Origin of the sequence: Rathayibacter sp. AY1D5, from assembly GCF_002932515.1 — a bacterium.
GTDB lineage: Bacteria > Actinomycetota > Actinomycetes > Actinomycetales > Microbacteriaceae > Rathayibacter.
Genome location: NZ_PSVU01000036.1, coordinates 1 through 25,269, shown reverse-complemented (window position 1 = coordinate 25,269; position 25,269 = coordinate 1). Strand labels below are relative to the sequence as shown.

Sequence of the window (25,269 nt, the reverse complement as noted above, 5' to 3'; positions counted from 1 at the left end):
GGAGGAGCGCGGCGCGTCCCACGCCCGATCGACGGCGGCGGCCGGGGTCAGCAGGATGTGCGCATGACCCGCCAGGAGAACGGCCGGCGCACCGCCGCGCCCGCCCGCGCGCCACGCCCGCGCACGCGCCCGACCGTCGGCTCCGCCTTCGACCCGCGGTCGAACAGCATCAACGCCATGCGGCTCGGGCTGGCGGTCCTCGTCATCGTGTCGCACTCCTTCCCCCTCGGCGGCTACGGCGACGACCCCGGGTTCGGCGGCTCCACCCTCGGCGCCTGGGCGGTCGGCGGGTTCTTCGCCACCTCCGGCTTCCTGATCACCGCGAGCCGGCTGCGCTCGCGATCCCTGGTCGACTTCCTCTGGCGGCGCTTCCTCCGCATCTATCCCGCCTTCCTCGTCTCGCTCCTGGTCGTGGCCTTCGTCGCCGCACCGCTCGCGTCGCTCCTCCTCGGAGCCGGCGAGTACAGCGCGGCCGGGGCGGTGCGCTTCGTGGTCGCCAATGCGGCCCTCTACATCCGGGAGTACGGCATCGCGGGGATGCTCGGCTCCGTGCCCTACCCGGGCGCGTGGAACGGCTCGCTCTGGAGCCTGTTCTACGAGTTCGTCAGCTACGTCGTGATCGGCCTGCTCGTCTCCCTGGCGCCCGCGCGCTGGGTGCGCCCCCTCGTGGTCGCGGGATTCGCGGGCCTCACCCTCGTCGCGGCGGTGCTCGCGACGGACCTCGTCCCGTTCCCGGCGCCCCTCAACCAGACGGTGACGCTCGTCGGGTACTTCCTCGCCGGCGCGCTCGTGCACCTGTACCGCGACCGCCTCCCCCTGACGGGCGCGCTCACCGCTGCCGCGGCCGTGCTGCTCGTCCTCGTGATCGCGGCCGGCCTCTACCGCGTGCTCGCCGGCCTCCCCCTCGCCTATCTGATGGTCGCGCTCGGCGCCCGGCTCCCCCTGCGTCGAGTGGGCGCGACCCACGACGTCTCCTACGGGATGTACATCTACGCGTTCCCCGTGCAGCAGCTGCTCTCGCTGGCGATCGTCGGAGCCGGAGCCGACGTGCCGCTCTGGGCGTACATCGCGCTCTCGGTCGCGGCGACGGTCCCCCTCGCGTGGGCGAGCTGGCTGCTGGTCGAGCGCCCCGCGATGCGGCTGAAGCGCCTCACCGCCCGGGCTCCCGTCGACGTCGAGGGCCACGTCCTGCGCTGAGGCCCCGAGCCAAGAGCCCGGAGCCGAGAGCCCGCGGCCGTCCACGCCCGGTCGCGCCCCGGAGCCGCCCGCCCGCAGCCCCCACCGGCGCCCGCGAGCCCCGCGCCGCCGCCCGCCTCCGACCCGCCGCGTCAGCCGTCCCAGCCGCCGGGGAGGTGGCGGACCACCCGCCAGCGCGGGTCGAGCTGCGTCGCCGCCCCTCCGTTCCACGCGCGGCTGTGGAACCACGGCGCGATCACGTCGGCGCCGCCGTGCACGTGGTCGCCGAGATGCGCGCCCCAGTACGAGAAGGTCGAGTTCGTCAGCACCAGGCGGCGGGACGCGGCCAGCAGGGCGAGCTGCTGCGGCACCGGCGTCCCCGCCCCCGGGAAGCGCACCTCGACGCCCTCGAGGACGCGGGCCAGCTTCACCCGGCACCAGTCGAGGTCGTCCGACACGATCAGGACGCTGCGCACGGGCTCCCGCTCGCGGGCCAGGGCGAGCGCCGCGTCGACGTACTCGACCACGTCGAAGGAGTAGCGGCCGCGGAAGGCCGGGACGCTGTAGTAGTCGCCGCGCCGGATGTTCACGGTGAGGTCCGCCTCCGGTCGCGCCGCCGCCACCAGAGCGGTGAAGGGGCCGCCGGGCGGGAGCAGCATCGTCGCGACGAAGTCCGCCAGCTCGTCCGCCGTGAACTCCACGCCGAAATCCTGGTGGACGCTCCCGAGCTCGCGGGGGCTGAAGAACGACATCCCCGCCGGGGGCACCACGAGCTCCTCGACGACCCGCGGGAAGACCTCCGCCCACTCCGCGGTCCGCCGCGTCGCGCGCACCGCGGTCGGCACCCCGCGGCTCCGACGGGCGTGGGCCTGCAGCCAGAAGTAGGCGAGGTTCCCGACCCCGAACGACTCGCCGGGCAGCAGCACCGTCGTGCCCCGTCGGCGGAGGGGCGCCAGCAGCGTCGAGCGGACGTCGCCGAGCGTCACCACCGCGGGCCTCCCCTGCTCACGAGAGCTCTCCGAGCGCCACGAGCTGGGCGAAGCCGGGGTGCGCGGCCCGCACCTCCTCGAAGGTGCCGGCCCCCTCGATCCGGCCGCCGTCGAGGAAGAGCAGCCGGTCGGCGCCGCGCACGGTCGAGAGCCGGTGGGCGACCACGAGGACGGTCATGCTGCCGTGCAGCTCGGCGACGGCCCGCGAGATCTCGTGCTCCGTGCGGTTGTCGAGCGCCGAGGTCGCCTCGTCGAGGACGAGGACGGAGGGGCGCCGGTACAGCGCCCGGGCGAGGCCGAGCCGCTGGCGCTGGCCGCCGGAGAGGCGGACGCCGCGCTCGCCCACGCGGGTGTCCAGACCCTGCGGCAGCCCGCCGACGAACTCCTCGAGCTGCGCCGTCCGCAGCACCTCGCGCACGCGCTCGAGGTCGACCTCGGCCGCCGGCACCCCGAAGGCGACGTTCGCGGCGACCGTCGCGTCCAGGAGGAACACGTCCTGCGGCACCACGCCGAGCCCCGCGTACCAGGCCGCCGGGTCCTCGTCGATCGGCCGCCCGCCGCAGAGGATCCGGCCGCTCGTGGGCGGGAGCAGGCCGAGGACCAGGTCGAGGAGGGTGCTCTTGCCGGCGCCGCTGGATCCGACGAAGGCGGTCGTGGCGTTCCGCTGGATCACCAGCGAGACGTCCCGCACCACGTCCACGTCGGAGTCGGCGTAGCGGTACGTGACGTGCTCGAGCGCGATGTCGCCGGAGTAGCGGCCGCCCGGCCCGGGCGTCTCGTCGTGCGCCCCCTCGGAGGCGAGCTCCTCGGCCGCCTCGGAGACGATCCGCAGCCCCGCCTGCCCGCTGCGCACGATCGCGAACGTGGCCGAGACGCGGTTGAGCGTCGGCAGGGCGCGGAGGGAGGCGGCCGCGAAGACGCCCAGGACGGAGAGCGCCTCGGCGCCGGAGCCGGTGGCGACGAGGATCCCCGAGACGCCCACGACGGCGACGACGAAGCCGATCTCGAGCAGGTACTTCGGCAGCTCCGAGACGAGCGAGAGGGAGCGCAGAGCCTGGGCGCTGCGGCGCTTGGCCCCGCTGAAGCCGGCGACCAGGCTCGCCGCGCTCGAGGTGAGGCGCGCCTCGCGGAACCCGTCGAGCGAGGGGAGCAGGAACTGCCACGACTCCAGCGCCGCCTCCGCCATCTCCTCGCCGATCCGGCCCTGCCGCCGCCGCAGGAGGGCCTGGACTCCGCCGAGCAGCACCGCGAAGAAGACGGCCGCGAACAGGGTCGCGACCGGCGAGGCGACCAGCAGGATCGCCACGATCGCGACGAGCACCAGCAGATCGGAGGCGATGCCGATCACGCCGAGCAGCACGCCGGCCGCCTGCGCGCTGGCGTCGTTGATGGTCCGGTACACCTCGGCGAGGCGCCGGGAGCGGTGGACGGCGTAGGGCGCGAGGACGTACCGCCGCAGCAGCTCCGTCGCAGCGTCGGCCGAGATCCGCGTGGTGCGGCCGAGCAGCCACCACCGGAAGACGATCGTCCCGGCGCTCTTGAGCACGAAGACGACCGCGACAAAGCCGGCGATGATCGGGAGGAGGGTCTGGACGTCGGTCGAGCCGAGGACGCCGGAGAGGACGCCGAGCGCGCCCGTGGTGGTGTCGGTCCCGGTGAGCAGCGCCATGAGCGGCACCATCGCGGCGACGCCCAGGGTGTCGAGGACCGCGAGCGCGAGGGAGCCCGCGACGGCGGCGGTGATCCAGCCCGGAGAGGCGGCGCCGGCCAGCGAGAGGAGGGTGCGCAGTCCTGGTCGCAGCGATCCGCCGCTCACGCCGCCATCCCCTCGTACACGGCGGCGATCCCGCCGCACATGATGGAGACGTCCCGCACGGCGCGAGGAGCCGCGGCCCTCGACGCCTGCCGCTCCAGCGCCGCGGCCACCGCCTCCGGGTCGTCGGCGTCGACCAGCGAGTCCCGCTCGACGATCTCGGGGTTCCCGCCCACCGCGGAGGCGACCACGCCGATCCCGCGGGCGGCCGCATCGAGCAGCGTGTAGGAGCAGTTCTCCCAGACCGAGAGCTGGGCGACGACGTCCGCCGCGGCGAGCGCCGCCTCCGGATCGGCGAAGCCGGGGAACGACACGGCGTCGACGAGGCCGAGCCGCTCGGCCCGGGCGCGCAGGGCGCCGTCGAGCGGCCCCTCGCCGGCGACGGTCAGCGTGGCGCCGGGAACGCGCCGGCGCAGCACCGCGAAGGCCTCGAGCAGCGCGTCGAGGCGCTTCTCCGGCGCCAGGCGCGCGAGCGAGAGGACCCGGAGCGAGCCCGGCTCCCCCGGCTCGCGGTCGCGGGGCGCGGCGTCGACTCCGTTGAGCACGACCTGCACCGGCAGGCTCGGCCGCCACTTCTCGATCATGGTGCGGCGGGTGGCCTCCGAGACGGCGATCGCGCCGTCGAAGGACCGCAGCCGCGCGTGGTGCGCCGCCGCGGTCGTCCGCGCCCGCAGTGCGGTGCGGTGGTAGACGTCGGGCCCGGCGATGCCGTGCTCCGTCGTGACGCGGCGGACCCCGCGGGGCAGCGGGGTCGCCGCGGTCACGAGGTCGGCGTGGGCGAGGTGGGAGTGGACGATCGCCGGGCGGAGAGCCGCCGCGGTCGCGCGCAGGGTCGCCACGGAGGCGGCGGCACCGGCGGACACTCCGAAGCGCCCGGTCGTCACGGCCGAGCCCTGCTCCCGGAGCCGCTCGGCGAGTGCTCCCTCGGGGCAGAGCACCACGAGCCGGTGGCCGGGGATCCCGTGCCGGGCAGCGTCGAGGACGTGGCGGGCCACCCCGCCGAACTCGCCGACCGGCACCGCCCAGAGCGCGAGCGGGGTCACAGCCACTCCTCCAGCCGCTCGAGCGCTGTCCAGAAGCCCTCGCCGCTGTTGACGTGCCCCTGCCAGATCTCGGGGATGAACGGCACCCCGGGCGCCAGCTCGTCGAGCGACGCCGCGAAGTCCGGCCAGTCGATCTCCCCCTCGCCGATCTGCACCCCCTCGCCGTCGACACCCGTCGCATCGACGAGGTGCAGGTGCGCGCTGAGCGGAGCGAGCAGCGCCACCGCCTCCGAGAAGGCGAGACCGAGGTGGTTCGCCGCGAGCTTGGTGTGCGAGGCGTCGAGGCAGAGCGGCGTGCCGGTCGCGGCCGCGAACTCGGCGGTGTCGCGCGGGTCCACGAAGAGGTTGTGGAACTGCTGCCCGCCCATGAGCCACGGGTAGGGCGGGAGGGTCTGCGCCAGCACGCGGACGCCGCTCGCGTCGATCCGCTCGAGGGCGTCGGCGACGCGCTCGTAGAGGGGAGCGCGCTGATCCGGAGCCACGTGCGCGTGCCGGGTGAAGCCGCCCATCGTGACGACCATCATCGGGTCCTCCTCCTGGCGGAACCAGCGCGCGAGGCTCCGGGTGGTCTCGACGGTGCGCTGCACCTCCGCGATCGAGCGCTCCCACACGTCGTCGTCGAAGGAGGCGAGGTCGACGAGGAAGTCGCCCGCGAACAGGTCCGGCAGGTGGGTGGTGAAGCCGGAGTCGAGGCGGCGGGTGAACACGTCGTCCGGCTCGATCTCCAGGTCGCGGTACGAGAAGTGGAACTCGAGGAAGTCGGCGTTCGACTCCGCGGCGAGCGCCGCGTGGTCGTGGTACCGCACCGGCAGGCCCCAGGGGCGGCGGAACCGGAACGGCCGGCCGGACGGCGTGCTCTCGCGCAGGTCGCCGGCGAAGAAGAACCCGCCCTCCTCGACGTCGCGGTGGAGCGCGCGGCCGAGCAGCTGCGGCAGCTCGTTGGGCTGGAGGCCCCGGCCGGGGCTGCGGACGACGACGTCGGCGGCGCGCACCACGTCCCCGATCGAGAGGTCGCGGGAGGCGACCAGCGACTTCGCGAGCGAGACGCGGTTCATCGACTCCCCCGTCGAGACCGATCGGGCGTCGCGCGTGCCGAGCGAGTCCTCGATGTCGCGGATCTCGCCGACCATGCGGCGGAACTCGTCCGGGAGCAGGGACACCGTGTGGTCGTTGCCCTCCATCCCCCGGTCGACCGTGAAGTGCTTCTCGACGATGCGGGCCCCGCGGGCGACGGCGGCGACGGGGACGTGCCAGCCCCGCTCGTGGCCGGAGTAGCCGACGACGCCGCCGCCGATCTCGGCGAGCCGGTCGAGGTAGGCGAGGTTGAGGTCGCGGTAGGGCGCCGGGTACGTCGACTGGGTGTGCAGCAGGGCGAAGGAGGTGCCGAGCGAGCGCAGCAGCGCGACCGACTCGAGGATCTCGGACTCGCGGGACATCCCGGTGCTGAGCAGCAGGGGCAGTCCCCGGGTGCCGGCGTCCTCGATCAGGCCGTGGTTGGTGAGGTCCGCCGAGGCGATCTTGAGGCCCGGGATCCCGTAGTCGACGAGCGCCTGCACGCTCGGGGCGTCCCACGGGGTGCAGAGGACGTCGATCCCGGCCTCGGCCGCGTGGTCGAAGACCCGGAGGAGCGGCTCGGCGGGCAACGAGAAGCGGCGCAGGAGGTCGATCGTGTACTGGGCGCCGAGGTCCTCCCCCGCGGTGGCCCCGCCGGCGCGCCGGTAGAGAGAGTCGAGGTCGCGCAGCTGGAACTTCACCGCGTCGGCTCCCGCCTCGACCGCGAGGTCGACCAGCCGCCGCGCCAGATCGACCGAGCCGTTGTGGTTGTTGCCGATCTCCGCGATCAGGAAGGCCGGGTGGCCGTCGCCCACCTCGTGGCGGCCGATCCGCAGCGCCCGATCGCCCTCGACCGCGATCGCGACGAGGTGCCCGCGGTCGTCGACGAGCGGGAGGTGGCTGATCCCGTCGCGGCCGAGCCGGGCGGCGATCGCGGTGGCCGGCTCGTCCGCTCCCGCCGTGCGGACGGCGGTGTTCGCGACGGCGAGGGCCGGGACGTCGAGGGAGGCCGTCGGGTTCGCGATGATCCAGCGGCGGAAGTCGCCGTCGGACACCGACCCGCGGAGGATCCCGTGCCCGTCGACGCAGAAGACGATCCGCTGCTTGTTCGCGTTGATCTTGGCCAGCGCGGTGAGCACCGGGTCCTCGGCGAAGACGATGAACGGGGCGAGGTGCCGGTCGATGATCATGCGCCGCCTCCCGCCGCGAGGCCGAGGAGGGTCTGCTCGACCACCGCGAGGTCCGCCTCGGTGTCGATGTCCCCGCCCTCCGCCTCGTCCATGACGAACAGGCCGACCCGGCCGCCGATCCGGTTGCGCTCGCGCTCGTAGACCTCGGTGCGGGTGAGGTAGAGGGACCCGGTCTCCCGGTAGAAGAAGTCGGCCTCGGCGAGGTCCTGGCGCCGCGGCCGGGCCGTGACGTCGTACTGCGGCACGGAGGCGCCCTCCTGCAGGCGCCAGAGGAACGGCGTCTGCGGGACGACGCCCACCAGCGAGTCGACCCCCGTCGAGGCGAACTGCTCGAGCGCGCGGGCGAGGGTGCCCGGGAGCCGGATCGGCGAGGTCGCCTGGAGGAGCATCACCGCGTCCGGGCGGCGGCCCAGTGCGGCCCGGTGCTCGATCGCGTGGAGCACGACGGGCTCGGTCGCCGTCTCGTCGCGCGCCAGCTCGGCGGGCCGGAGGAACGGCACGTCCGCTCCCGCCCCCTCCGCGATCGCGGCCAGCTCTGGGTCGTCGGTCGACACGAGCACGTCGAGACCGGCGGCGAGCGCCTGCTCGATGCTCCAGACCACCAGCGGGCGGCCCGCGACGGGGCGGGCGTTCTTGCGCGGGACGCCCTTCGAGCCCCCGCGCACGGGGATGACGCAGAGAACGGTCACGGGGTGCCTCCTTCGGCGATGGCGAGTGCCCGGCGGGCGACGGCGACGGCCGGCTCGACGGACGGGACGGGCGGAGCCGCGGTCGGCGTCTGCCCGCCCCAGCGCGCGAGCCGGTACCGGCTCCAGAACTCGAGCACCCAGGCGGGCGGGTCCTCGCAGACGACCCACGCGGGGATCCCGGCGGCCGCGGCCTCGAGGACCCCGGTCGAGAAGATCGAGGCGACCGGCCGGGCCTGCGCGGCGAGGTCGCCGCCGCGGAGCACCCGGATGCCGCGGCGCTCCCACCGCGCGTGCTGCCAGCGCGAGCGGCGGTCGACCTCGGCGGGGTGGGGGCGGTAGTCGGCGCCCGCCTCGCGGCAGAAGCGGGAGGCGGTGGCCGCGGCCGTCCGCCGGGGCAGCTCCGCGCCGTGCAGCTGGCCGAGGAACAGGGGCCGCTCCTCGAGCCGCTCGGGGCGCGGGCGGCGCGACGCGGTCCAGAGCAGCTGGCTGCCGACGACTTCGGTCTCCACGTCGCTGCGGCCGGAGGTCCAGAAGGCCGCGTCCTCCTCCGAGAACGCCAGCAGCTTCGCTCCGGGCGGGAGCGGCGGGGCGGAGGGGGTGAGCAGGCCGTGCTGCACGACCAGGAAGCGGGCGCCGAGGATCGCGGACCAGCGGTGGGCGGCCGCTCCCGCCGCGAGGAAGTGGCCGGTGGCGATCACGGCGCGGAGGCTCCGCAGCTCGGCGGGCGGGTCCGCCTCCGGGTCGACCGGGTGCGCCTTCCAGCGGCCCGGCAGCAGCCCGGACAGCGCGTCGCCGGCTCCGGAGGGAGCGAGGACCGCCGCGGGAGCCCCGCCGAGAGGAGCGAGCGAGGCCGCGGTCGAGGCGAGGGCGCTCGCCGTCGACGCCTCCACCGCGAGCAGGACGGCGGGCCGGTCGCCGCGCACGTGCAGCACCAGGCGGGTCGGCTCGGAGCGCTGCAGCGCCGCCCGAGCGGTGCGCAGCGGGTCGCGGCCGCGCTGCCAGCGGCGCCAGGCCTCCAGATCGGTCGGGTGCGTCAGCGCCACAGGGCCCTCACCTCCCGCATCCGGTGCACGAAGGTGTGCTCGGCGCCGGTGCGTCGCGCGCCCGCCTCGCGGATGCGCCGCGCCCAGGAGGGGTCCGCGCCCGCCCGCCGCACGTGCTCGACGAGCTGGTCCCGCTCCTCGAAGACGAGCACCTCGCTGCCCACCTCGTAGAACTCCGCCACCTCGGGGCGGTCGATCAGGGTCAGCGCCCCGACGCCCGGCGCCTCGAAGGCGCGCATCGAGAGTCCGCCGTGGCCCGCGCCGTGCAGCGCCAGGGTCGCGGTCGAGCCGGCCATCACTCCGTAGTAGCCCGCCCGCGGGACGTCGCGGCGGGCGGGGACGCCGGCCGAGCGCCAGCGGCCGGTGCGCGCCACGTCCCAGGGGTGCCGCGACCACTGCCGCCCGTACGCCTCGACCGCGACACCGCCGGCCGCGAGCTCCCGCAGCACGCGCTCGCGCTCGGGGTAGCGGGCGCCGACGAAGGTCACCGCGGCGGAGGGGCGGGGGCGGAAGGAGAGGAGGGAGTCGAAGGCGTCGGGCAGGTGCCCGGCCGGAACCCCCGCGCGGGCGAGCTCGGCGACGTCGGCGGCGGAGTAGCTGACGATCGACACCGCCTCCCCGGCGAGGGAGCGCAGGCGGTCCACGGGGTGTCCCATGTTGCGGAGCTCGTCGTAGAGCCAGAGCACCACGGGGACGCCGGCACGGCCGACCTCCTCCCACCAGGCGTCGCCGAGGGAGTCGCCCTTCACCACGAGGACGGCCCGGGGCCGGACGGTGCGCAGCGCCGCGATCGCGCGGTCGGTCTCGGCGCGCATCGACGAGCGCCGGAGCCGGCCCCCGGGGAGCCGGTGGCCGAGGGCGTCGCGCACGTGGGCCAGCCCGGTCGCGGCGTCGTAGCGGTGGACGACCACGTCGTCGCCCAGGTGGGCCAGCGCCGACTCGAGCGCCTCCCAGTAGCCGTGGAAGACCGGGCTCACCACGAGCACGGGCCCGCTCACCGGGACGCCGCCTCGGCGGCGGCGACGAGCCGGAGCTCGCGCTGGAGGACGGCCAGCGGGCGCACGTCGCTGCCGGCGGCGGCGCGCACCGCGTTGGCGGCGAGGTTCACGGCGGAGGCGGCGCGCAGGGCCGCGGCGAGGGCGGCGGGGCGTCCGCCCCACTTGCGGGCGTAGCGCAGGCGCGAGGCGACCAGCCAGATCAGCCGGCGCGCGGGGTCGGAGGAGCCGCCTCCCGTGTGCTCGGCGACGACGGAGCCGGCGAAGACCGAGGGCACGCCGCGCTCGCGCAGCCGACGCTGGAGGTCGACCTCCTCGCAGTTCATGTGGAAGGACTCGTCGAACCCGCCGACCGCGCGGAACTCGGCCACCGGCAGCAGCATCACGGCGCCCACCACCCAGTCCACCGGCACCGTCGCGCCCGGGGCGCACCGGGTGTCGTGGCCGACGGCCGCGTGCAGCCGCGGGCGCCAGCGCGCGAGCGGAGTGAGCCACTCCACGACGTAGTGGTGCAGCCGCGGGAAGCGCCGGCCGACCCACTGCCGCTCCCCGCCCGCGTCGACGAGGTCCGGAGCGACGACCGCGGGCAGCCACGGCCGTCCCGCCTCGAGCAGGTCGCGGAGGAAGGAGGGTCCGACGACGAGGTCGCTGTTGAGCACCAGGAGCAGCGGGTGGCGCGCCCGGGCGGCGCCCGTGTTCACCGCGGCGCCGAAGCCGCCGTTCCGCTCGCGCAGCACGACCTCCACTCCGTCGATCCCGGCCGGGAACGGGATAGGGGAGGCGTCGTCGACGACGACGATCTCGAGGGCGGGGGGCGACTCCTGGCTGCGGAGCCGCTCGACGAGGGCGAGCGCGGGCGCGGGGTCGCCGTAGTGCGGGATCACGACGCTCACCCCCTCGGCGGTCACCTCGCGACCGTCTCGGCGGCGCGGTCCCGGCGGAGCGAGCGGCGGGTGCTCCGGACGGTGGCGGCCGGGGGCTCCGCGCCGACGGGCAGAGCGCCGAGAGCGGGGAGGATCACCCGGAGCAGGGCGTCGATGTCCTCGACGGCCGCCGCGGCGACGTCCGGTCCGCGCCCGAACGGGTCGGCGAAGTCGTCCTCGGCTCCGTAGGGGGCGGTGTCATCGGCGAGCAGCCGCAGGAGCGGGACGCCGGGGGCGGCTCCCGCCAGCCGCGCCGCCCGGCGGACCGTGGTGGTGCGGCGCGCGGCGGCCGGGAAGTGGCGGGTGACCCACTCCCGCTGGCCCGCCTCGAACACCAGCACGGGATCGGTGCCGGCGAGCATCCGGCCGTCGGCCTGGCGCGCGCGGTGCCCGGCCGTGGAGAGTCCGCGGGCCCGCAGCGCATCGCTGAGCTCGGGGTCGAGCCCGCGGCCGGCCTCCGCGTGCGTTCCCGCGCTCTCGACCCGCCAGTCGGAGCCGGCGCCGAGCAGGCGCGCCGCGATCAGCTCGGCCGAGGGCGACCGTGCCACGTTCGCATGGCAGAGCAGGAGCAGGCGCCCGCTCATCGAGCCGCCCGGCGGGACGTCTGCGGAGGCAGGGCCCGCGACTCCACCGGGGCGAGCTCGGACCGGCGCGGTGCCGCCGCCGCGCGCTTGCGCCCCGTCGCCGGCTGCGGCTCGGCGTAGTACGCGTTCTTGCGGTCGTAGTAGTAGTACCCGGTGTCGCCGTCGCGGGCGGTGACCATGTTGAGCACGGTGCCGAGCACGCGGGCGCGGACCTGCTGGACGATCCGCCGGGCGGCGACCACCTCGGGCCGGCGCGTCTGGTTCGAGGCGACGACGAAGACGACGCCGTCGACGACGGTCGCGACGATGGAGGCGTCGGTGACGGGCAGCACGGGCGGGGCGTCGATGATGACGAAGTAGTCCTTCGAGAGGCGCGCGACCAGGGCGCGCATCGCCTCGGAGCCGAGCATCTCGGACGGGTTGGGCGGGATGTGGCCGGCCGGGAGGGCGTAGAGGCCCGCCGTGCCGGTGGGGCGGATCGCGTCGTCCACGGGGATCTGGTGGCTGAGGACCTCGCTGAGGCCGATGGCGCCGTCGATGTCCAGCATCCGCGCCACGGAGGGCCGGCGGAGGTCCGCGTCGACCAGGAGGGTGCGCTGCCCGGACTCCGCGGTGACGCGGGCCAGTCCGGCGGCGATCGTGGACTTGCCCTCGGCCTGGTTGGCGCTGGTGATCACGACGCTGCGCGTCTCCTCGTCGACGCTGGAGAAGCGCAGGCCCGTCCGGAGCGAGCGGAACGCCTCCGCGGTGAGCGCGTCGGTGCCGCGGCGGCCGCCGGTCCGGCCCGGGCGTCCGGCCTTGGGGATGCGGCCGAGGACGCCGACGCCGAAGAGCTCGGTGAGGTCGTCGACGGTCCGCACGCGGATGTCGAGGGCCCGGCGGAGGAAGGCGAGACCGAAGCCGAGAACGAGCCCGCCCAGGGCGCCGAGCAGGATGTTCCGCACCCAGTCGGGGCTCGTCGGAGCGGCGGGCGGCTCCGCGTTCTCGAGCGGGACGACGGTGATCTGCGGTGTGCGGTCGGCGGTGGACTGCGTCTCGATGTCGGTGATGACGGCCGCCAGCGCCGCGAGCGCCCCGTTGGCCAGTGCTGCGGCGTTCTGCGCGGTCCCGGCCTCGGCGGTGACCTCGATCAGGGTGCTGCCCGGAGCGACCCTCGCGGTGAGGCGGCCGCTCAGGGCCTCCCCGCCGGGGTTCGCCTCCGGGTCGGCCTCGATCCGCTCGGAGACGGCGCTGCTCGAGATCAGCGGCAGGTAGGCGTTCGCCCGGGTCACCGCGGTCTGCGACCCGCTGATCGCATCGGCCGAGCTGCCGTCGCTCGCGGCGATCACGAATCCGGCCGAGCTCGACTCGTAGACCTTCGGAGTGAGGAACGAGAAGGCGGCCATCGCCAGAGCTCCGACGAGCACGGCGACCACGAGGGTCCGCCAGTTCCGCCGGATGAATGCGATGAGATCGACGACAGTCACTGCGCACCTTTCTGCGTGCCGCGCATGCGCCGCACGACGATGCTGAGGTGTCGGTCACGCTAGCAATGCGGAGCGCCTTTCCCTAGGCGGTCCCCGACCCCTCGGGAGGCCCTTTCTGCGAGGATGACGACATGTCCGCGCCAGGGGGAGAGATCGTCGTCGAGAGGCGTTCCCCGCTCGTTCACGAGGCCTTTCCGATAGCACATTCCGCTCGGATACTCGATGCCGTCCTGATGGGCCTCCTGGTCTACCGGCTCCCCACCCCCTTCCTCCCGGGGAGCGTCCCGCTGGCCCAGACGGCGCTGGCCGCCCTGGTCCTCGTCAGCCTCTTCCGGCGGCCCACCCGCCGTCTCGGACGGGCCGCCTGGTACCCGTGGCTGTGCCTCGCCCTGCTCGCCTTCGTCCTCGCCGGCTCGTCCTTCGACGGCCTCGACGCCCTGCGCCGGGCGGCGAACATCGCGCTCGTCATGCTCGCCGCGGGCTTCCTCGCGAGCGGGCGGATCGACGTGGTCTCGGGGCTCAAAGGACTCGCCGCGGCCCTGTCGCTGAACGCCGTGCTTTTCGTCGCGGGACTCGCCCCGGACAGCTACCAGGGCGCCCTGACCGGCTTCCTCCAGGACAAGAACGTGGCCGGTCTCGTCTACGGAGCGGCGGCACTGCTGGTCTCGGCGCTCAGCTCGCGGCTGTGGCTGCGGGCCGGCGTGCTCGCGCTCGGGGCCGCCGCGGTCGTCGCCACCGACTCCCGCACGTCCATGGCGGCCTACGCCTGCGCGCTCGTGTGGCTCGTCGCGGCGCCGCACCTGCGCCTGCTCTTCCGCGCGCTCCTCGGCGGCGGCCTCGTCCTGCTGTTCCTCTGGGCCGAGCGGAACCTGGCGACGGCCGGCGACTACGGGGTGGAGCGGGCCGGCTCCGACGCCCTGCGCGCCCGCATCCTCGACGCCTCGGTCGACAAGGCGGCGCTCTCGCCGTGGACCGGCTCCGGGCTCGGCCAGGCGACCGCGCGGGTCGACGGGATCGACTGGTTCTTCCACAACTCCTACCTGGCGCTGATGGCCGAGGGCGGCGTCGTGCTGCTCGTCGGCGTCATCGGCACCGTGCTCGTGGCCGGCTTCGCGACCACGGCCGCCGGGGCCGGGAGCCGCCCGGGGCACGCGGTCGGCGCGGCGAGCATCCTGGTGCTGCTGTGTGCGACGCAGCTGGGCGAGGTGTTCTTCGCCCCGATCTCGTTCGTCGTGATCGGCGCGGGTCTCGCTCTGCTCGCGGAGCAGTCCGCCCGCGCTCGCGCTCTGCCGCCGGAGTAGCGCCTCCCGCGTCCGCCCGATCCGGCGCGGATCCGCGGGTCCGGGGCGCGGAGGTCCCGGTCGGCGGGCCCTTCCCTGTGCGACGGAGCTCGCCCGGTGCGGCCCCGGCCGACCGCCGCTCAGGCGCGGCCGCGCTCGCGGACCGCGTCGCGGAGGATGGCGCGCACGCCCGCCCACATGTGCCGCGCGTTCAGCTCGGCCAGCACCCGCTCCCGGCCCGCGCGGGCGACCTCGGCCCTCTTCCCGTCGTCGCTCAGCACCGCCTCCAGCACCGCCGCGATCCCCGCCGGATCGTGCAGGGGCAGCGCGAAGGACGTCTCGCCGTCGCGGACGTAGCCGGCCATCGCGGCGCTCGCGGTGACCGCCGTGCAGGTCCCGCAGCCGGAGGCCTCCAGCAGGACGCTCTGGCCCGTCGGGTAGGCGAGGTCGTGGCTGGTGACGACGACGAGCTCGGCGTCGCGCAGGTTGTCGCGGTGCCGACCGACCGGGACGGGATCGTGCAGGACGACGTTGGCCGGCAGCGCCCGGGACGGCCGCCGCGCAGGAGTGGTCACGATGTCGAACCGCCGGTGCGGCAGGCGCTCGGCGGCGGCGACCAGCGAGTCGAAGTCGCGCCCGCGGTCGACCCCGACGGCGAGCACCTCGAACCGCTTCGGACGCGGCGGAACGGGCCGGTAGTAGTCGGAGTCGACCCCGAAGAGCACCGGTGCGATCCGCCGCTCGTCGACGCCGTGGCGGGCGAAGACCTCGCGCTGGTTCTCGCTGAGCACGATGATCCGGTCGACCCCCTGGAGCAGCCGGACCACCTGTAGCCGCCGCTCCGGCGAGCCGGTGAGCAGCTCCTCCGCCCACCAGCAGGAGAGGACCACGAGCGGCGTGCGGCCGTATGGCCCGAGCCGCGCGCGCCGGAGCAGCGCGGGGAGGCCCGCCTCCGGCTCGAGGACGCAGAGCACCGCGTCGGCCGAGCGGACCGCCCGGAGTGCGCGCAGCTGCGTGTCCACGTTCAGCCCCGTGCGGTGCTCCACGACGTCGCGCAGCTTCACGTGCGCGGGCCGAGACGCGTGACCGGGGACGAGGAGCCGCGTCGAGTCGTCCCGGAGGAGGTCGGCCCGGTACGGCAGCCTCCCGCGGGCGAAGGGCTCGCCCGGAGCCAGGCGCAGGGACGGGTGCTTGAGGAACAGTCCGAGCACTCTGAGGACTTCCGGTTCGCGGGTCATCGTCGTCCTTTCCGGAGGGAGGAGGAGAGGCTCGCCGCGGCATTCCCCGGAAAGCGGATCGGTCTCCTGGCGGGAGGATCAGGAATCATCGGAGAGGGCCATCCGCGCCAGAAGTCCGTCGATAGCCGACTTCCCGGAGGACGGGGAGTAGGAATCGTTCCAGCGGGCACGATCCCTCTCCCGCGACTCCGATAGTCCTCTCTTCTTCCGGGCTCTGATCAGCTCGGCCAGAGCCCGCGGATCCCCGGCTCTGAACGTGGCGTCGATCGACGGGCCGACGACCTCGGGGAGCGCACCGGCATCGCTCACCACCACGGGGACGCCGGCCGACATCGCCTCGGTCACGACCAGGCCGAACGACTCCGGCTGCACCGACGGCACCACCAGGAGGTCGATCCGCGCGAAGAGGTCGCCGGGCTCGATCCACCCCGGCCGGTCCACCAGAGCGGCGACCGGAGCGAGGGCCGCCTCCACCTCGCGACGCTCCCGCTCCGCCACGAACCGGGGCTCGCCCGCCAGCACCAGGCGATACGCGCCCGGTTCCCCGGCCTCCAGCAGCGCCAGCGCCTCGGTGAGGACCCGCACCCCCTTCGCGAGCGAGGGACGCCCGAGGAAGCCGAGGACGGTCGTCCCGTCCTTCCGCGGCCGCGCCTCCGGCAGCTCGACGCGGCGGCTCCAGTTCGGCAGCACGGTCGACCCGGGGACGACCCCCGCGAGGTAGCGAGAGGGGACGAGGGTCGCCAGCGCGCCGCGGCGGGCCACGGGCGCGAGCAGCCGCTGCAGGCCGGACGGGCGCTGGTGCAGATGCACGATCCGCCGCGGACGCCCTGCGGTCGCGACGGCCGGCACCAGCCCGTTGCACCACAGCACGCCCTCGCGGGAGGAGGCGTCCCAGCGCCGCAGCGCGCGCATCCAGGCGGGTCTGCCCACGGCCTCGAGCTCGACGACCCGGTGGCCGGCGGCGAGGGCGGCGGCGACGAGCGCACGCGGCTCCGAGGGGCCGACGACCACGACCGGGACCTCGAGCGCCTCGAGCGCCTCCGCGATGCTCAGCAGCATCACCTCGCCGCCGCCGATGTCGCCGTTGTTGGTCGCGAGCGCCACCGGAGGCCGCCCGGCGCCGCCCGCTCCCCCGTGGATCATCCGCCGCCCCGCCCGCCTCCGTGCGGCGCCCCCGCGGCCCGCGGGCCCATCCTCACCGAGACGAGCGCTCCGCTCCACCGCCCCCGGCCGGGCTCCGCGGGCCGCGGGAGCGCTGGAATACTGACCGGATGGAGCTCGTGGGCGTTCTCTGGGCCGACGAGGCCGTGCCGCTCGTGTCGGCGTTCGTCCACCGGCGGGCCGACGCGGCGGGCCTGCGCGCACTCGTGCTCAAGGGACCGACCGCCGCCGCCGACCGGCTCCGGCCGCCCCGCGCCTCCGGCGACGTCGACCTTCTGGTCGCCCCCGACGACCTGCCCGGGATCCTGGCCCTCCTGGCCGCCGACGGCTGGACCGAGCGGCCCTGGCCGGACGGACCGACGCTCGCGGCCAAGCACTCGCGCTCCTACCGGCACGCCGCGTGGCCGGTCGACATCGACGTGCACTGGCGGTGGCCGGGATTCCTCGTGCCGCCGCGCGACGCCTTCGAGGCGCTGTGGAGCCGGCACCGGATCGTGGAGCTGGCCGGCCGTCCGGTCGCGACCGCGAGCGTCGCCGACTCGGCGCTCGTGCTGGCGCTGCACGCGCTCCGCGACGCCTGGCAGATCACGGACCCGCGCCTCACGCGGCCCTCCGACTACGACCTGCTCGTCGAGGCGGTGGCCGCCCGCGCGCAGCTGCACGCTCCGCTCCGGGCGGCGGCGGAGGAGCTCGGCGCCGTCCAGACCGCGCAGCCCTTCCTCGACGCGCTCGGCATCCGCGCGCGCGCCGGGGAGGTGCCCGCGGCCGAGCTGCGGGCGTGGCGGATCAACGCGAGCTCGCCCCACGCCTCCGCGGGGTGGGTGCAGGCCGTGCGCGCGGCCGGCTGGCGGCAGCGGCCGCTGCTCCTCGCCCGCGCCGTCTTCCCCGCTCCCCACGCCCTGCGCGCCGCCGACCCCGCCATCGGCCCGCGCCGGATCGACGTGGCGGCCGGCTGGTGGCGGCGGCTGCGCCGCGGCGCCCGCACGGCTCCGCTCGCGTGGGACCACCTCCGACGGACGGACAGGACCTGACATGACCCGCCGACTGATCCGCGCCCCCTTCGGGCTCGGCGTGCGCTTCACCTTCGACGACACCGTCCCCGACCGCTTCGTGGCGGAGGTGGAGGAGTCGTGGAACGACGTGGACGACGACGCCGATCGCCCGGGCTCCGAGTACCGGGTGTCGCTGACCGAGCCGGTCGGGGAGCCGGGAGTGATCGCGCAGCCGACCGAGGACGCCCTCGCCGAGCACATCGGCGCCGCGCTCACCCTCGCGGCGGCCGACGCCTGCGAGGGCCGGCTGCTCAGCGTGCACGCCTCCGCGGTCGCCCTGCCCGACGGCCGCGTCGTCGCGTTCGTCGGGCGGCCCGGTGCCGGCAAGTCGACCCTCGTGAGCCTCGCCGCTCGGCGGTACGGGTACGTGACCGACGAGACGCTCGCCGTCCGCCGCGACGGGCGGGTGCTGCCGTTCCGGAAGCCCGTCGCCCTCCTCGACGGCGGCGACTGGAAGCGGCACCGCTCCCCCACCGCGATGGGCCTGCAGCCGCTGCCGGACGCTCCGCTGCGCCTGGCCGCCCTGCTCCTGCTCGCCCGCGACCCGTCCGGCCCGGCGGAGCCCCGGCTCGAGCCGATCGCCTTCGACGAGGCGCTCTCGGTGCTGCTGCCCGAGCTGAGCCACTTCGCACGGCTGCCCGCGCCGCTGCACCACCTCGCCGGGCTGCTCGATTCCGTCGGCGGGGCGCAGGTGCTCCGCTACCGCGAGGCGGAGACGGTGCTGCCCCTCCTCGAGCGGATCGGGGAGCCGTCGTCGGTCGTCGCCGATGCACCAGAGGCCGATCCGGCGGCGCCCGGCCCGGGCCTGCTCGCGCGCGCCGCCGGCGTCGAGTGGGTCGAGCGCGACGGAGTGGTCAGCTGCCTCCTCGACGAGCGGGTCGAGACGCTGACCGGGATCGGCCCGGTGCTGTGGCGCGTTCTCGGGACGCCCGCGACGGTCGACGCGCTGACCGGGGCCGTCGTCGCCGAGCACGGCGCCCCGCCCGCGGGCGACCCCCGGGCGCACGTCGAGGCCGTGCTCGACGCGATGGTCGAGCACGGCCTCGTGGTCCACGGCGCCTGACGGCGCCGAGCGCGCGGCTAGCCCGTGCGGACGTTCGGCCCGACGGAGCCGCGGGCGATGAACAGGTCGAGCAGGTTCACGAGCCCCACCGCGCGGATGTAGAGCGCCGCGACGTCGTAGCGGCCGACGGGGAGCGCCTCGAGGGCGGCGGGCCCGGTCGGGTTGGTCGAGCGGTTCTGCGCGTTGACGTCGATCTGGATGACGTCCCGCAGCGCGGTGAAGACCGGGGTGATCGCGGTGGTGACGACGGCTCCGACGAGAGCCGGCAGGGCCGCGAGCAACGGGTTCAGCACGTTCAGGACCAGGGTCAAGACGCTAGCGGCCACGTCAGGGCTGTTCAGCGGGGTCCCGAAAATCCTGATGTTCTCGCGCAGCCTCTGCGTGAGAACAGTGACCAGAGTCGTCGTGAAAGCGGTCAGGGCTGCTGCCGGAACGCCGAGACCGCTGTCCACGAGGAGAGTCGAGTTCGGTGGCAGGTTGTTGAGGAAGGCGGAGTAGGAGCCGAACTGCGTGCTCCCGGGCTGCCCGGGAGCAGGACCGAGAAGCGAGGCGAGATCGATCGTCAGCGTCGCCGGAGTCGTCCCGAGGCTCGCCTGGATCGGCTGACCTCCGCCGGGCAGGTTTCCCGCCAGGATGGCGGCGACGTCGACCGTGACAACAGCGACCGTGGCAACACGAATGTCTTCGATCAGAGCAAGGGCGTTCCTCACCGCGGTGACGAGAGCTGTCAGCGCCGTCGACGTGAGCACCAGGTTCAGCCTGGTGATCTGGTAGTCGCGCTGCAGGTTGTCCGACCCGGGCACGCAGGCCGACTGAAGAGCAGCGCGTCCGGTGACGGCGCCGATCTGCAGGGTGAGCCCGGCAACATTGGTCAGGAGGTCAGACAGATCCGGCCTGCCGACGGCGGCGAGGATCGCCTGCAGGTTGACGGTGCCGAAGTCGGGGTAGCTCCCCGAGGTCGGGGTCAGCGCCAGCTGGCCGGCATTGGTGATCGCACCGGAGGCTCCGCGGACGGTGCCGGTGGTGCTCGCCTCCGCGTACTGGTTGAGGGTGCCGACGCCGGCGGGAGCCGCCAGCGTGAGGAGGGAGGAGAGCGTGCCGGTCAGCCCGGTCGCGTTCACGGCGATGCCGTTCAGTACCGTGGCGTTGACGCCGCCCGTCACGACGACCGGGTCGGGCGGATTCGGTCCCGACGCCGGCGCAGTCGCCGTCACGCCCGAGACACCGGCGACATTGTCGAGGTTCACGCCGCCGAGGAAGCCGCTGAGGAGGCGTCCGCGGGCGACCGCCTGGAAGACCGTCCCCACCGGGAAGCAGCTGATCGAGACGGCGGAGGCTGACTGCGCCAGCATCACCGCGGGCACCGACCAGACCGCTCCGGCCACGACCGTCCGCCGTGCGAAGACGCCCGCGGAATTCGCGCTCTTCTTCTCGCTCTTATCGCTGATATCGCTGGATGCGAGCGGATTAGACTCCGACATTGGCGGCCCTCCGGTGCTGTCGCTCGACGTACACCCCTTGGCGCGTCGGCGGCAAACATAGCGAGAGAGGCGTCGCGATAAGAGGCGCTGGCGGATTTCTACTCGCACTGGCGGTGATCAGCGGAGAGGACGCGGAGAAGATGGCAGAGGACCCCCGGCTCCTTCTCTGGCGGCGCCGCCCGGACACGGCCTCCGTCGATCTGAACGGGCGCGTCCTGGTGCTCCCGCTGGACGTCTCCCCGATGGGCAGCCCCTACGCGCTGCGCGAGAGCGTGGCCGCGACCTGGCGGGCGCTCGACGACGAGCCGCAGGACTTCTCCGGCCTGGCCGACCGGCTCGCCCGCCTCCACGCCACCGATCCCGGCGCCATCGCCGACGACCTGGCGCGCGTGCTGAGCGGGCTGGAGGAGCTGCTCCTGGTCGAGAGCAGCCCGCGCGGCGAGGAGTCCCGATGAGCGTCGCGAGCGTCGTCGTCCCCAGCTACGCGGGTGCGGCCCGCCTGCCCCGCATCCTCGCCGCCCTCGCGGCTCAGACCCACCGCGATCTCGACGTGGTCGTGGTCCTCGACGGCGTCGTCGACGCCAGCGAGCGCGCCCTCGACGCCTCCCCCGTACCTGTGCGCCGCGTCGTGCTCCCCGAGAACCGGGGGCGCTCCGCCGCGCTCACGGCCGGCTTCGATGCCGCGCGGGGCGACGTGCTGATCCGCTGCGACGACGACCTCGAGCCCGGCCCGGGCTGGGCCGCCGCGCACGTCGGGGCCCACCGGGACGCGGTCGTCGGCGTCGTCGGCCTCTGCCCCGACGTCGATCCGGGCACCGCCTACTCCCGCGCCTACGGCCGGCCCGCCGGCGAGCGCTTCCGCCGCGGCGCCTACGCGGCGGGCCCCGACGCCTCCTGGCGCTACTGGGGCGGCAACGTCTCGGTGACGCGGGCGACCTACGACCGGGTCGGCGGCTACAGCACCGACTACCGCGAGTACGGCTGGGAGGACGTCGACTGGGGCTACCGGCTGCACCGCCTGGGAGTGCCGGTGCGGATCGAGCCCGGCGCCGAGGCCCTGCACCACGGCGCCTCCGTCTCGGCGGCGGTCCGCAGTCGGCGCGCGTTCCTCTCGGGGGCGGCCCGCCGCACCTTCGAGCGGCTGCACCCCGAGCAGGTGCGGGAGGCGGTGCCCGCAGCCGGCGCGTGGGACGCGGCCGTGCGCCTCCTGGCCCGCGGCGGGAGCGAGCGGCGGACGGCACTGGTCGCGGGATTCGCGGACGCCGCGCTCGGAGTGGTGCCCCGCCCGGTCGGCGAGAAGCTGGTCGCGCTCGCCGTCGAGTCCGCAGCGATCGCGGGCTACGACCGCGGCAGAGGGCGTCCCGCGCACGGGTGACGGCGGCGCGGATCGACGGACCCGCGGGCCCGGCAGCGGCGCCGACGCCGTGCGGGAGCCGATCTAGGCTCCCCCGCATGCGGGTCCTTCTGGTGGGCGGAGCGGGCTACATCGGGAGCCACACCGCCGTCGCGCTCCTCGAGAGCGGCCACGAGGTGCTGGTCGTGGACGACCTCTCGCACGCGAGCGAGCGGACCCTCGACACGGTGGAGGAGCTGACCGGCTCGGTGGTCCCCCGCCTGATCGCCGACGCGCGCGACACGGCCGCACTGACCCGCTTCCTCGCCGCCCACGGCCCGGTCGACGCCCTGGTCCTGCTCGCCGGGCTCAAGTCGGTCGGCGACTCGGTGCGGCGGCCCCTCGAGTACTGGACGGTCAACGTCGGGCTCGCCACCGCGGCGTTCTCGGTCGCAGCGGAGGCGGGGATCCGCACCGTCGTGTTCTCGAGCTCGGCGGCCGTCTACAGCCCGGGCGGCGCGATGCCGGTCGGGGAGGACTCCCCCGCCGGGCTCAGCGCGGCGAGCCCCTACGGCGCGACCAAGCGCGTGATCGAGGAGATCCTCGGCGACGCCGCGCGCGCCGATCCCCTCCTGCGCGGGGTCAGCCTCCGCTACTTCAATCCCATCGGCGCGCACCCGTCGGGGCGGATCGGCGAGGATCCGGCCACGGCGCCGGGGAGCCTCCTGCCCGTGCTGACGCGGGCCGCGGGCGACCCCTCCCGGTGCGTCGACGTCCTCGGCGACGACTACCCGACCCCCGACGGCACGGGGCTGCGCGACTACATCCACGTCTGCGATCTCGCGGCCGGGCACGTCGCGGCGCTCGAGCGCGCGCGGCCCGGGCACCGGGTCTACAACCTCGGCACGGGCTCGCCGACGAGCGTCCTCGAGCTGATCGACGAGGTCGAGCGGGCGAGCGGGGAGACGGTCCGGTGGCGGGCCGTGGGGCGCCGGCCGGGCGACCTCGCCGCGAGCTGGGCCGACCCGGCGCGCGCCGAGCGGGAGCTGGGCTGGCGGGCGGTGCGCACCGTCCGCGAGGGCGTCCGCGACCAGTGGCGGTGGCAGACCCTGCAGCGCATCGGCGTCTCCTGATCCTTCCGGCACGGAGTCACTGAAAGAGTGACTTCTTCTTCTCCGCGACTCTCCTCCATCGTTGTGATCTCCGAGGGAATAGCGCCTCCGCGACGCATTCCAGACGATCCTCGCCATTCCGCTCGCGGCTTATCCGGATTATCGGACTCTCCTTTCCCCGTCGTTCTGCGACGACTCGTACTCGCCTTTCGATTCCTTCTCCACGAGCCGGTTAGCTTCTACTGCACTGCTGATCGGTCACCGACGACGGATAAGCATTCGGAGCCGCTCCCGTCTCCGGATGGCCGCCCGATCCTCACCGCACGCCCGGGGGAAGGGGCCCATCATCACTGCCGTCATCGACGCGACCACCCGTTCCCGATCCGTCCCGCCGGTCGGTCCCGGCCTGATCGTGCACGAGTGGGTCGAGCGTCGCGGAGGCGCCGAGCGCGTGCTCGAGGCGATGACCGAGGCCTTCGCCGACGCCGACGTCCGCGTCCTCTGGAGCGACTGCGCCGAGGTCGTCGGCAGGCCCGTCTCGGAGTCCTGGCTGGCGCGCACGCCGCTGCGCCGCCACAAGGTCCTCGCTCTGCCGGCGATGCTGCCCACGTGGCGGCTCCCGGTCGGCGCCTCCCGCGAGTGGGTGCTGGTCAGCTCGCACCTCTTCGCCCACCACGTCCGCACCAGCGGACCGACCCGCAAGCTCGTCTACGCGCACACCCCGGCCCGCTACATCTGGGAGCCCGACCGCGACGGCCGCGGCAGCAGCCTCGCCGCCCGCACCGCGAGCCTGCTCCTCAAGCCGATCGACCGCCTCCGCGCCGCCGAGGCCTCCTCCATCGCGGTGAACAGCCTCTTCACCGGGCAGCGGGTGCGCGACGCGTGGCACCAGCCGTCGAGGGTCATCTACCCGCCGGTGAACACCGAGCTGCTCTCGACGATCACCGACTGGCGCTCCCCGCTCGACGACGACGAGCTGCGCCTCCTCGACTCGCTCGCGCGGCCGTTCATCCTGGGCGCCTCGCGGTTCGTCCCCTACAAGCGCCTCGAGAAGGTCATGGACGCCGGAGCCCGCACCGGGCTGCCGGTCGTCATCGCCGGGCACGGCCCCTGGGAGGCGCGGCTCCGCGCCTACGCCGAGGAGATCCGGGCCGACGTGACCTTCGTCATCTCGCCCTCCGACCAGCTGATCCGCGCGCTCTACGCGCAGGCGCTCGTGTACGTCTTCCCCGCGGTCGAGGACTTCGGGATCATGCCCGTCGAGGCGATGGCCTGCGGGACGCCGGTCATCGGGACCGACATCGGCGGAGTGCGCGAGAGCGTGTCCCTCGCCGGCGGGGGCGTCATCGCCGACCTCGAGGGCGATCCGGACTGGAGCGACCTGCTGCGCCGTGCGCTCGCGCTCGACGTCGACGCCTTCCGGGCTCGCACCCGGGTCTTCTCGCGCCGGCGCTTCATCGCCGAGATCCAGGACTGGGTCGCCGAGCAGACCGCCTGACGACGGCGCTCCCCGCCGCGGGAGGCCGTCCGTGCGCGCGTCACCGTGCGTGCGGACGACGCTCCCGCGGAGGGATCAGAACAGGCCGCGCGGGGGCTCGATCGAAGCGAGGACGCCGGGGGCGGCGATCACGCTGAGGCGGCCGACCTCCTCCGGGGTCAGCTCGGGCAGGCGCTGCGCGAGGTCGAGGAAGCGCTCGATCTCGGACTCCTCGAGCACGTCGGCGGCGAGCGTGCGGAACTTCGACACGTACTGCTCGCGGCTGAACGGGTGCGCGCCCAGCGGGTGCGCGTCCGCCACCGCGATCTCGTCGACGATCGTCGTGCCGTCCGTCATCAGGATCTCGACGCGGGCGCCGAACGCCTTCTCGCCCGGATCGGTGGAGTGGTAGCGGCGCGTCCACTCCGCGTCCTCCTGCGTCGTGACCCGGTGCCAGAGCGCGATGGTGTCGGCGCGGGCGGCCCGCTCGGGGGCGTAGCTGTGCACGTGGTGCCAGGCGCCGTCCTGCAGCGCCACCGTGAAGATGTACGGCACGGAGTGGTCCAGCGTCTCGCGGGACGCGGCCGGGTCGTACTTCTGCGGGTCGTTCGCGCCCGAGCCGATCACGAAGTGCGTGTGGTGCGAGGTGTGCAGGACGATCCGCTCGACGCGCTCGGGGTCGGCGGCCTCGGGGTGCGTCCGGTGCAGGCGGCGGGCGAGGTCGATCAGCGCCTGCGCCTGGTACTCGGCCGAGTGCTCCTTCGTGTACGTGTCGAGGATCGCGCGCTTGGCCTCGCCGCGGTCGGGAAGCGGGACGTCGTAGCTCGCGTCGGCGCCGTCGAGCATCCAGGCGATGACGCCGTCCTCGCCCTCGTAGATCGGCGACGGGCTGGTCTCACCGCGCATCGCCCGATCGACCGCCTCGATCGCCATCTTGCCCGCGAAGGCCGGCGCGTACGCCTTCCAGCTCGAGATCTCGCCCTTGCGCGACTGCCGCGTGGCGGTCGTCGTGTGCAGGGCCTGCGCGACGGCCTGCTCGATCGTCGCGACGTCGAGGCCGAGCAGCGTGCCGATCCCGGCGGCGGCCGAGGGGCCGAGGTGCGCGACG

22 protein-coding genes are annotated in these 25,269 nt (G+C 74.9%); 8 read left to right on the top strand and 14 right to left on the bottom strand.

Annotated elements, in window-relative coordinates:
* Window positions 1-63 precede the first annotated feature (63 nt).
* Entirely contained in the window at window positions 64-1,197 is a 1,134-nt protein-coding gene (locus C5C82_RS11840; RefSeq protein ID WP_104355122.1) for an acyltransferase, read from the top strand.
* A gap of 131 nt (window positions 1,198-1,328) precedes the next feature.
* Here C5C82_RS11840 and C5C82_RS11835 read toward each other — a convergent pair whose 3' ends face one another.
* Genes C5C82_RS11835 through C5C82_RS11790 form a run of 10 tightly spaced genes read right to left on the bottom strand, consistent with a single transcriptional unit; the run spans window position 1,329 to window position 12,964 of the window.
* Entirely contained in the window at window positions 1,329-2,162 is an 834-nt protein-coding gene (locus C5C82_RS11835) for an alpha-1,2-fucosyltransferase (protein ID WP_146085987.1), read from the bottom strand.
* 19 nt (window positions 2,163-2,181) lie between these two features.
* Window positions 2,182-3,981, bottom strand: a complete 1,800-nt coding sequence (locus C5C82_RS11830) for an ABC transporter ATP-binding protein (RefSeq protein WP_104355120.1) — start codon at window positions 3,979-3,981, stop codon at window positions 2,182-2,184.
* A complete protein-coding gene (locus C5C82_RS11825) occupies window positions 3,978-5,021 on the bottom strand; it encodes a glycosyltransferase family 4 protein (RefSeq protein ID WP_104355119.1) in 1,044 nt (347 codons plus the stop codon). Before C5C82_RS11825 ends, C5C82_RS11830 begins: the two co-directional genes overlap by 4 nt.
* Entirely contained in the window at window positions 5,018-7,264 is a 2,247-nt protein-coding gene (locus C5C82_RS11820; RefSeq protein WP_104319707.1) for an N-acetylneuraminate synthase family protein, read from the bottom strand. The genes C5C82_RS11825 and C5C82_RS11820 overlap by 4 nt, the downstream gene beginning before the upstream one ends.
* Complete coding sequence (locus C5C82_RS11815; RefSeq protein ID WP_104269529.1) at window positions 7,261-7,953, bottom strand: cytidylyltransferase domain-containing protein; 693 nt, start codon at window positions 7,951-7,953, stop codon at window positions 7,261-7,263. The genes C5C82_RS11820 and C5C82_RS11815 overlap by 4 nt, the downstream gene beginning before the upstream one ends.
* Window positions 7,950-8,996, bottom strand: a complete 1,047-nt coding sequence (locus tag C5C82_RS11810; protein ID WP_104355118.1) for a hypothetical protein — start codon at window positions 8,994-8,996, stop codon at window positions 7,950-7,952. Before C5C82_RS11810 ends, C5C82_RS11815 begins: the two co-directional genes overlap by 4 nt.
* On the bottom strand, window positions 8,987-9,994 hold the full coding sequence (locus C5C82_RS11805; RefSeq protein ID WP_104251025.1) for a glycosyltransferase: 1,008 nt from the start codon (window positions 9,992-9,994) through the stop codon (window positions 8,987-8,989). The genes C5C82_RS11810 and C5C82_RS11805 overlap by 10 nt, the downstream gene beginning before the upstream one ends.
* Complete coding sequence (locus tag C5C82_RS11800; RefSeq protein WP_104251026.1) at window positions 9,991-10,899, bottom strand: glycosyltransferase family 2 protein; 909 nt, start codon at window positions 10,897-10,899, stop codon at window positions 9,991-9,993. The genes C5C82_RS11805 and C5C82_RS11800 overlap by 4 nt, the downstream gene beginning before the upstream one ends.
* Window positions 10,896-11,498, bottom strand: a complete 603-nt coding sequence (locus C5C82_RS11795; RefSeq protein WP_104227202.1) for a hypothetical protein — start codon at window positions 11,496-11,498, stop codon at window positions 10,896-10,898. Before C5C82_RS11795 ends, C5C82_RS11800 begins: the two co-directional genes overlap by 4 nt.
* Entirely contained in the window at window positions 11,495-12,964 is a 1,470-nt protein-coding gene (locus C5C82_RS11790; protein ID WP_104233579.1) for a polysaccharide biosynthesis tyrosine autokinase, read from the bottom strand. The genes C5C82_RS11795 and C5C82_RS11790 overlap by 4 nt, the downstream gene beginning before the upstream one ends.
* Before the next feature lie 233 nt (window positions 12,965-13,197).
* On the opposite strand from C5C82_RS11790, the gene C5C82_RS11785 reads away from it, so the two are divergent.
* Window positions 13,198-14,265: an O-antigen ligase family protein gene (locus C5C82_RS11785; protein WP_104251027.1), complete on the top strand. Its 1,068-nt coding sequence runs from the start codon at window positions 13,198-13,200 to the stop codon at window positions 14,263-14,265.
* A gap of 119 nt (window positions 14,266-14,384) precedes the next feature.
* On the opposite strand, the gene C5C82_RS11780 is transcribed toward C5C82_RS11785, so the two are convergent.
* Window positions 14,385-15,482: a glycosyltransferase family 4 protein gene (locus C5C82_RS11780; protein WP_104355117.1), complete on the bottom strand. Its 1,098-nt coding sequence runs from the start codon at window positions 15,480-15,482 to the stop codon at window positions 14,385-14,387.
* A 78-nt stretch (window positions 15,483-15,560) separates the two neighbouring features.
* Window positions 15,561-16,625, bottom strand: a complete 1,065-nt coding sequence (locus C5C82_RS11775; protein WP_104287876.1) for a glycosyltransferase family 4 protein — start codon at window positions 16,623-16,625, stop codon at window positions 15,561-15,563.
* 128 nt (window positions 16,626-16,753) lie between these two features.
* Here C5C82_RS11775 and C5C82_RS11770 point away from each other — a divergent pair, with 128 nt between their 5' ends.
* Together C5C82_RS11770 and C5C82_RS11765 are read left to right on the top strand one after the other, a co-directional pair.
* Window positions 16,754-17,674 (top strand): nucleotidyltransferase family protein, encoded by a 921-nt coding sequence (locus tag C5C82_RS11770; protein ID WP_104233575.1) that lies wholly within the window; start codon window positions 16,754-16,756, stop codon window positions 17,672-17,674.
* 1 nt (window position 17,675) lies between these two features.
* Window positions 17,676-18,758: a PqqD family protein gene (locus C5C82_RS11765; protein WP_104355116.1), complete on the top strand. Its 1,083-nt coding sequence runs from the start codon at window positions 17,676-17,678 to the stop codon at window positions 18,756-18,758.
* A gap of 17 nt (window positions 18,759-18,775) precedes the next feature.
* Here the strand turns inward: C5C82_RS11765 and C5C82_RS11760 are convergent, their stop codons facing one another.
* Window positions 18,776-20,239, bottom strand: coding sequence for a choice-of-anchor G family protein (locus C5C82_RS11760; RefSeq protein WP_146085986.1), 1,464 nt, complete (start codon window positions 20,237-20,239; stop codon window positions 18,776-18,778).
* Between the two features lie 140 nt (window positions 20,240-20,379).
* On the opposite strand from C5C82_RS11760, the gene C5C82_RS11755 reads away from it, so the two are divergent.
* The 4 genes from C5C82_RS11755 (at window position 20,380) to C5C82_RS11740 (ending at window position 24,182) form a co-directional block, all read left to right on the top strand.
* Window positions 20,380-20,694, top strand: a complete 315-nt coding sequence (locus C5C82_RS11755; protein WP_146079661.1) for a hypothetical protein — start codon at window positions 20,380-20,382, stop codon at window positions 20,692-20,694.
* Window positions 20,691-21,614, top strand: coding sequence for a glycosyltransferase family 2 protein (locus C5C82_RS11750; protein WP_104355115.1), 924 nt, complete (start codon window positions 20,691-20,693; stop codon window positions 21,612-21,614). Before C5C82_RS11755 ends, C5C82_RS11750 begins: the two co-directional genes overlap by 4 nt.
* A gap of 77 nt (window positions 21,615-21,691) precedes the next feature.
* Window positions 21,692-22,705 (top strand): UDP-glucose 4-epimerase GalE, encoded by a 1,014-nt coding sequence (gene galE, locus C5C82_RS11745; RefSeq protein WP_104251035.1) that lies wholly within the window; start codon window positions 21,692-21,694, stop codon window positions 22,703-22,705.
* A gap of 280 nt (window positions 22,706-22,985) precedes the next feature.
* On the top strand, window positions 22,986-24,182 hold the full coding sequence (locus C5C82_RS11740) for a glycosyltransferase (protein WP_104224527.1): 1,197 nt from the start codon (window positions 22,986-22,988) through the stop codon (window positions 24,180-24,182).
* Window positions 24,183-24,257: 75 nt separating this feature from the next.
* Here C5C82_RS11740 and C5C82_RS11735 read toward each other — a convergent pair.
* Window positions 24,258-25,269, bottom strand: a 1,012-nt coding sequence (locus tag C5C82_RS11735) for an MmgE/PrpD family protein (RefSeq protein ID WP_146083187.1), incomplete at its 5' end; no start/stop codon positions are given.

What these genes read in the sequence shown, in the direction of transcription:
- C5C82_RS11840 (WP_104355122.1), top strand. Translation starts at nt 64, where the DNA reads ATGACCCGCCAGGAGAACGGCCGGCGCACCGCCGCGCCCGCCCGCGCG.
- C5C82_RS11820 (WP_104319707.1), bottom strand. Translation starts at nt 7,264, where the DNA reads ATGATCATCGACCGGCACCTCGCCCCGTTCATCGTCTTCGCCGAGGAC.
- C5C82_RS11795 (WP_104227202.1), bottom strand. Translation starts at nt 11,498, where the DNA reads ATGAGCGGGCGCCTGCTCCTGCTCTGCCATGCGAACGTGGCACGGTCG.
- C5C82_RS11785 (WP_104251027.1), top strand. Translation starts at nt 13,198, where the DNA reads ATGGGCCTCCTGGTCTACCGGCTCCCCACCCCCTTCCTCCCGGGGAGC.
- C5C82_RS11780 (WP_104355117.1), bottom strand. Translation starts at nt 15,482, where the DNA reads ATGACCCGCGAACCGGAAGTCCTCAGAGTGCTCGGACTGTTCCTCAAG.
- C5C82_RS11775 (WP_104287876.1), bottom strand. Translation starts at nt 16,625, where the DNA reads ATGATCCACGGGGGAGCGGGCGGCGCCGGGCGGCCTCCGGTGGCGCTC.
- C5C82_RS11770 (WP_104233575.1), top strand. Translation starts at nt 16,754, where the DNA reads ATGGAGCTCGTGGGCGTTCTCTGGGCCGACGAGGCCGTGCCGCTCGTG.
- C5C82_RS11765 (WP_104355116.1), top strand. Translation starts at nt 17,676, where the DNA reads ATGACCCGCCGACTGATCCGCGCCCCCTTCGGGCTCGGCGTGCGCTTC.
- C5C82_RS11760 (WP_146085986.1), bottom strand. Translation starts at nt 20,239, where the DNA reads ATGTCGGAGTCTAATCCGCTCGCATCCAGCGATATCAGCGATAAGAGC.
- C5C82_RS11755 (WP_146079661.1), top strand. Translation starts at nt 20,380, where the DNA reads ATGGCAGAGGACCCCCGGCTCCTTCTCTGGCGGCGCCGCCCGGACACG.
- C5C82_RS11750 (WP_104355115.1), top strand. Translation starts at nt 20,691, where the DNA reads ATGAGCGTCGCGAGCGTCGTCGTCCCCAGCTACGCGGGTGCGGCCCGC.
- galE (WP_104251035.1), top strand. Translation starts at nt 21,692, where the DNA reads ATGCGGGTCCTTCTGGTGGGCGGAGCGGGCTACATCGGGAGCCACACC.
- C5C82_RS11740 (WP_104224527.1), top strand. Translation starts at nt 22,986, where the DNA reads ATGGCCGCCCGATCCTCACCGCACGCCCGGGGGAAGGGGCCCATCATC.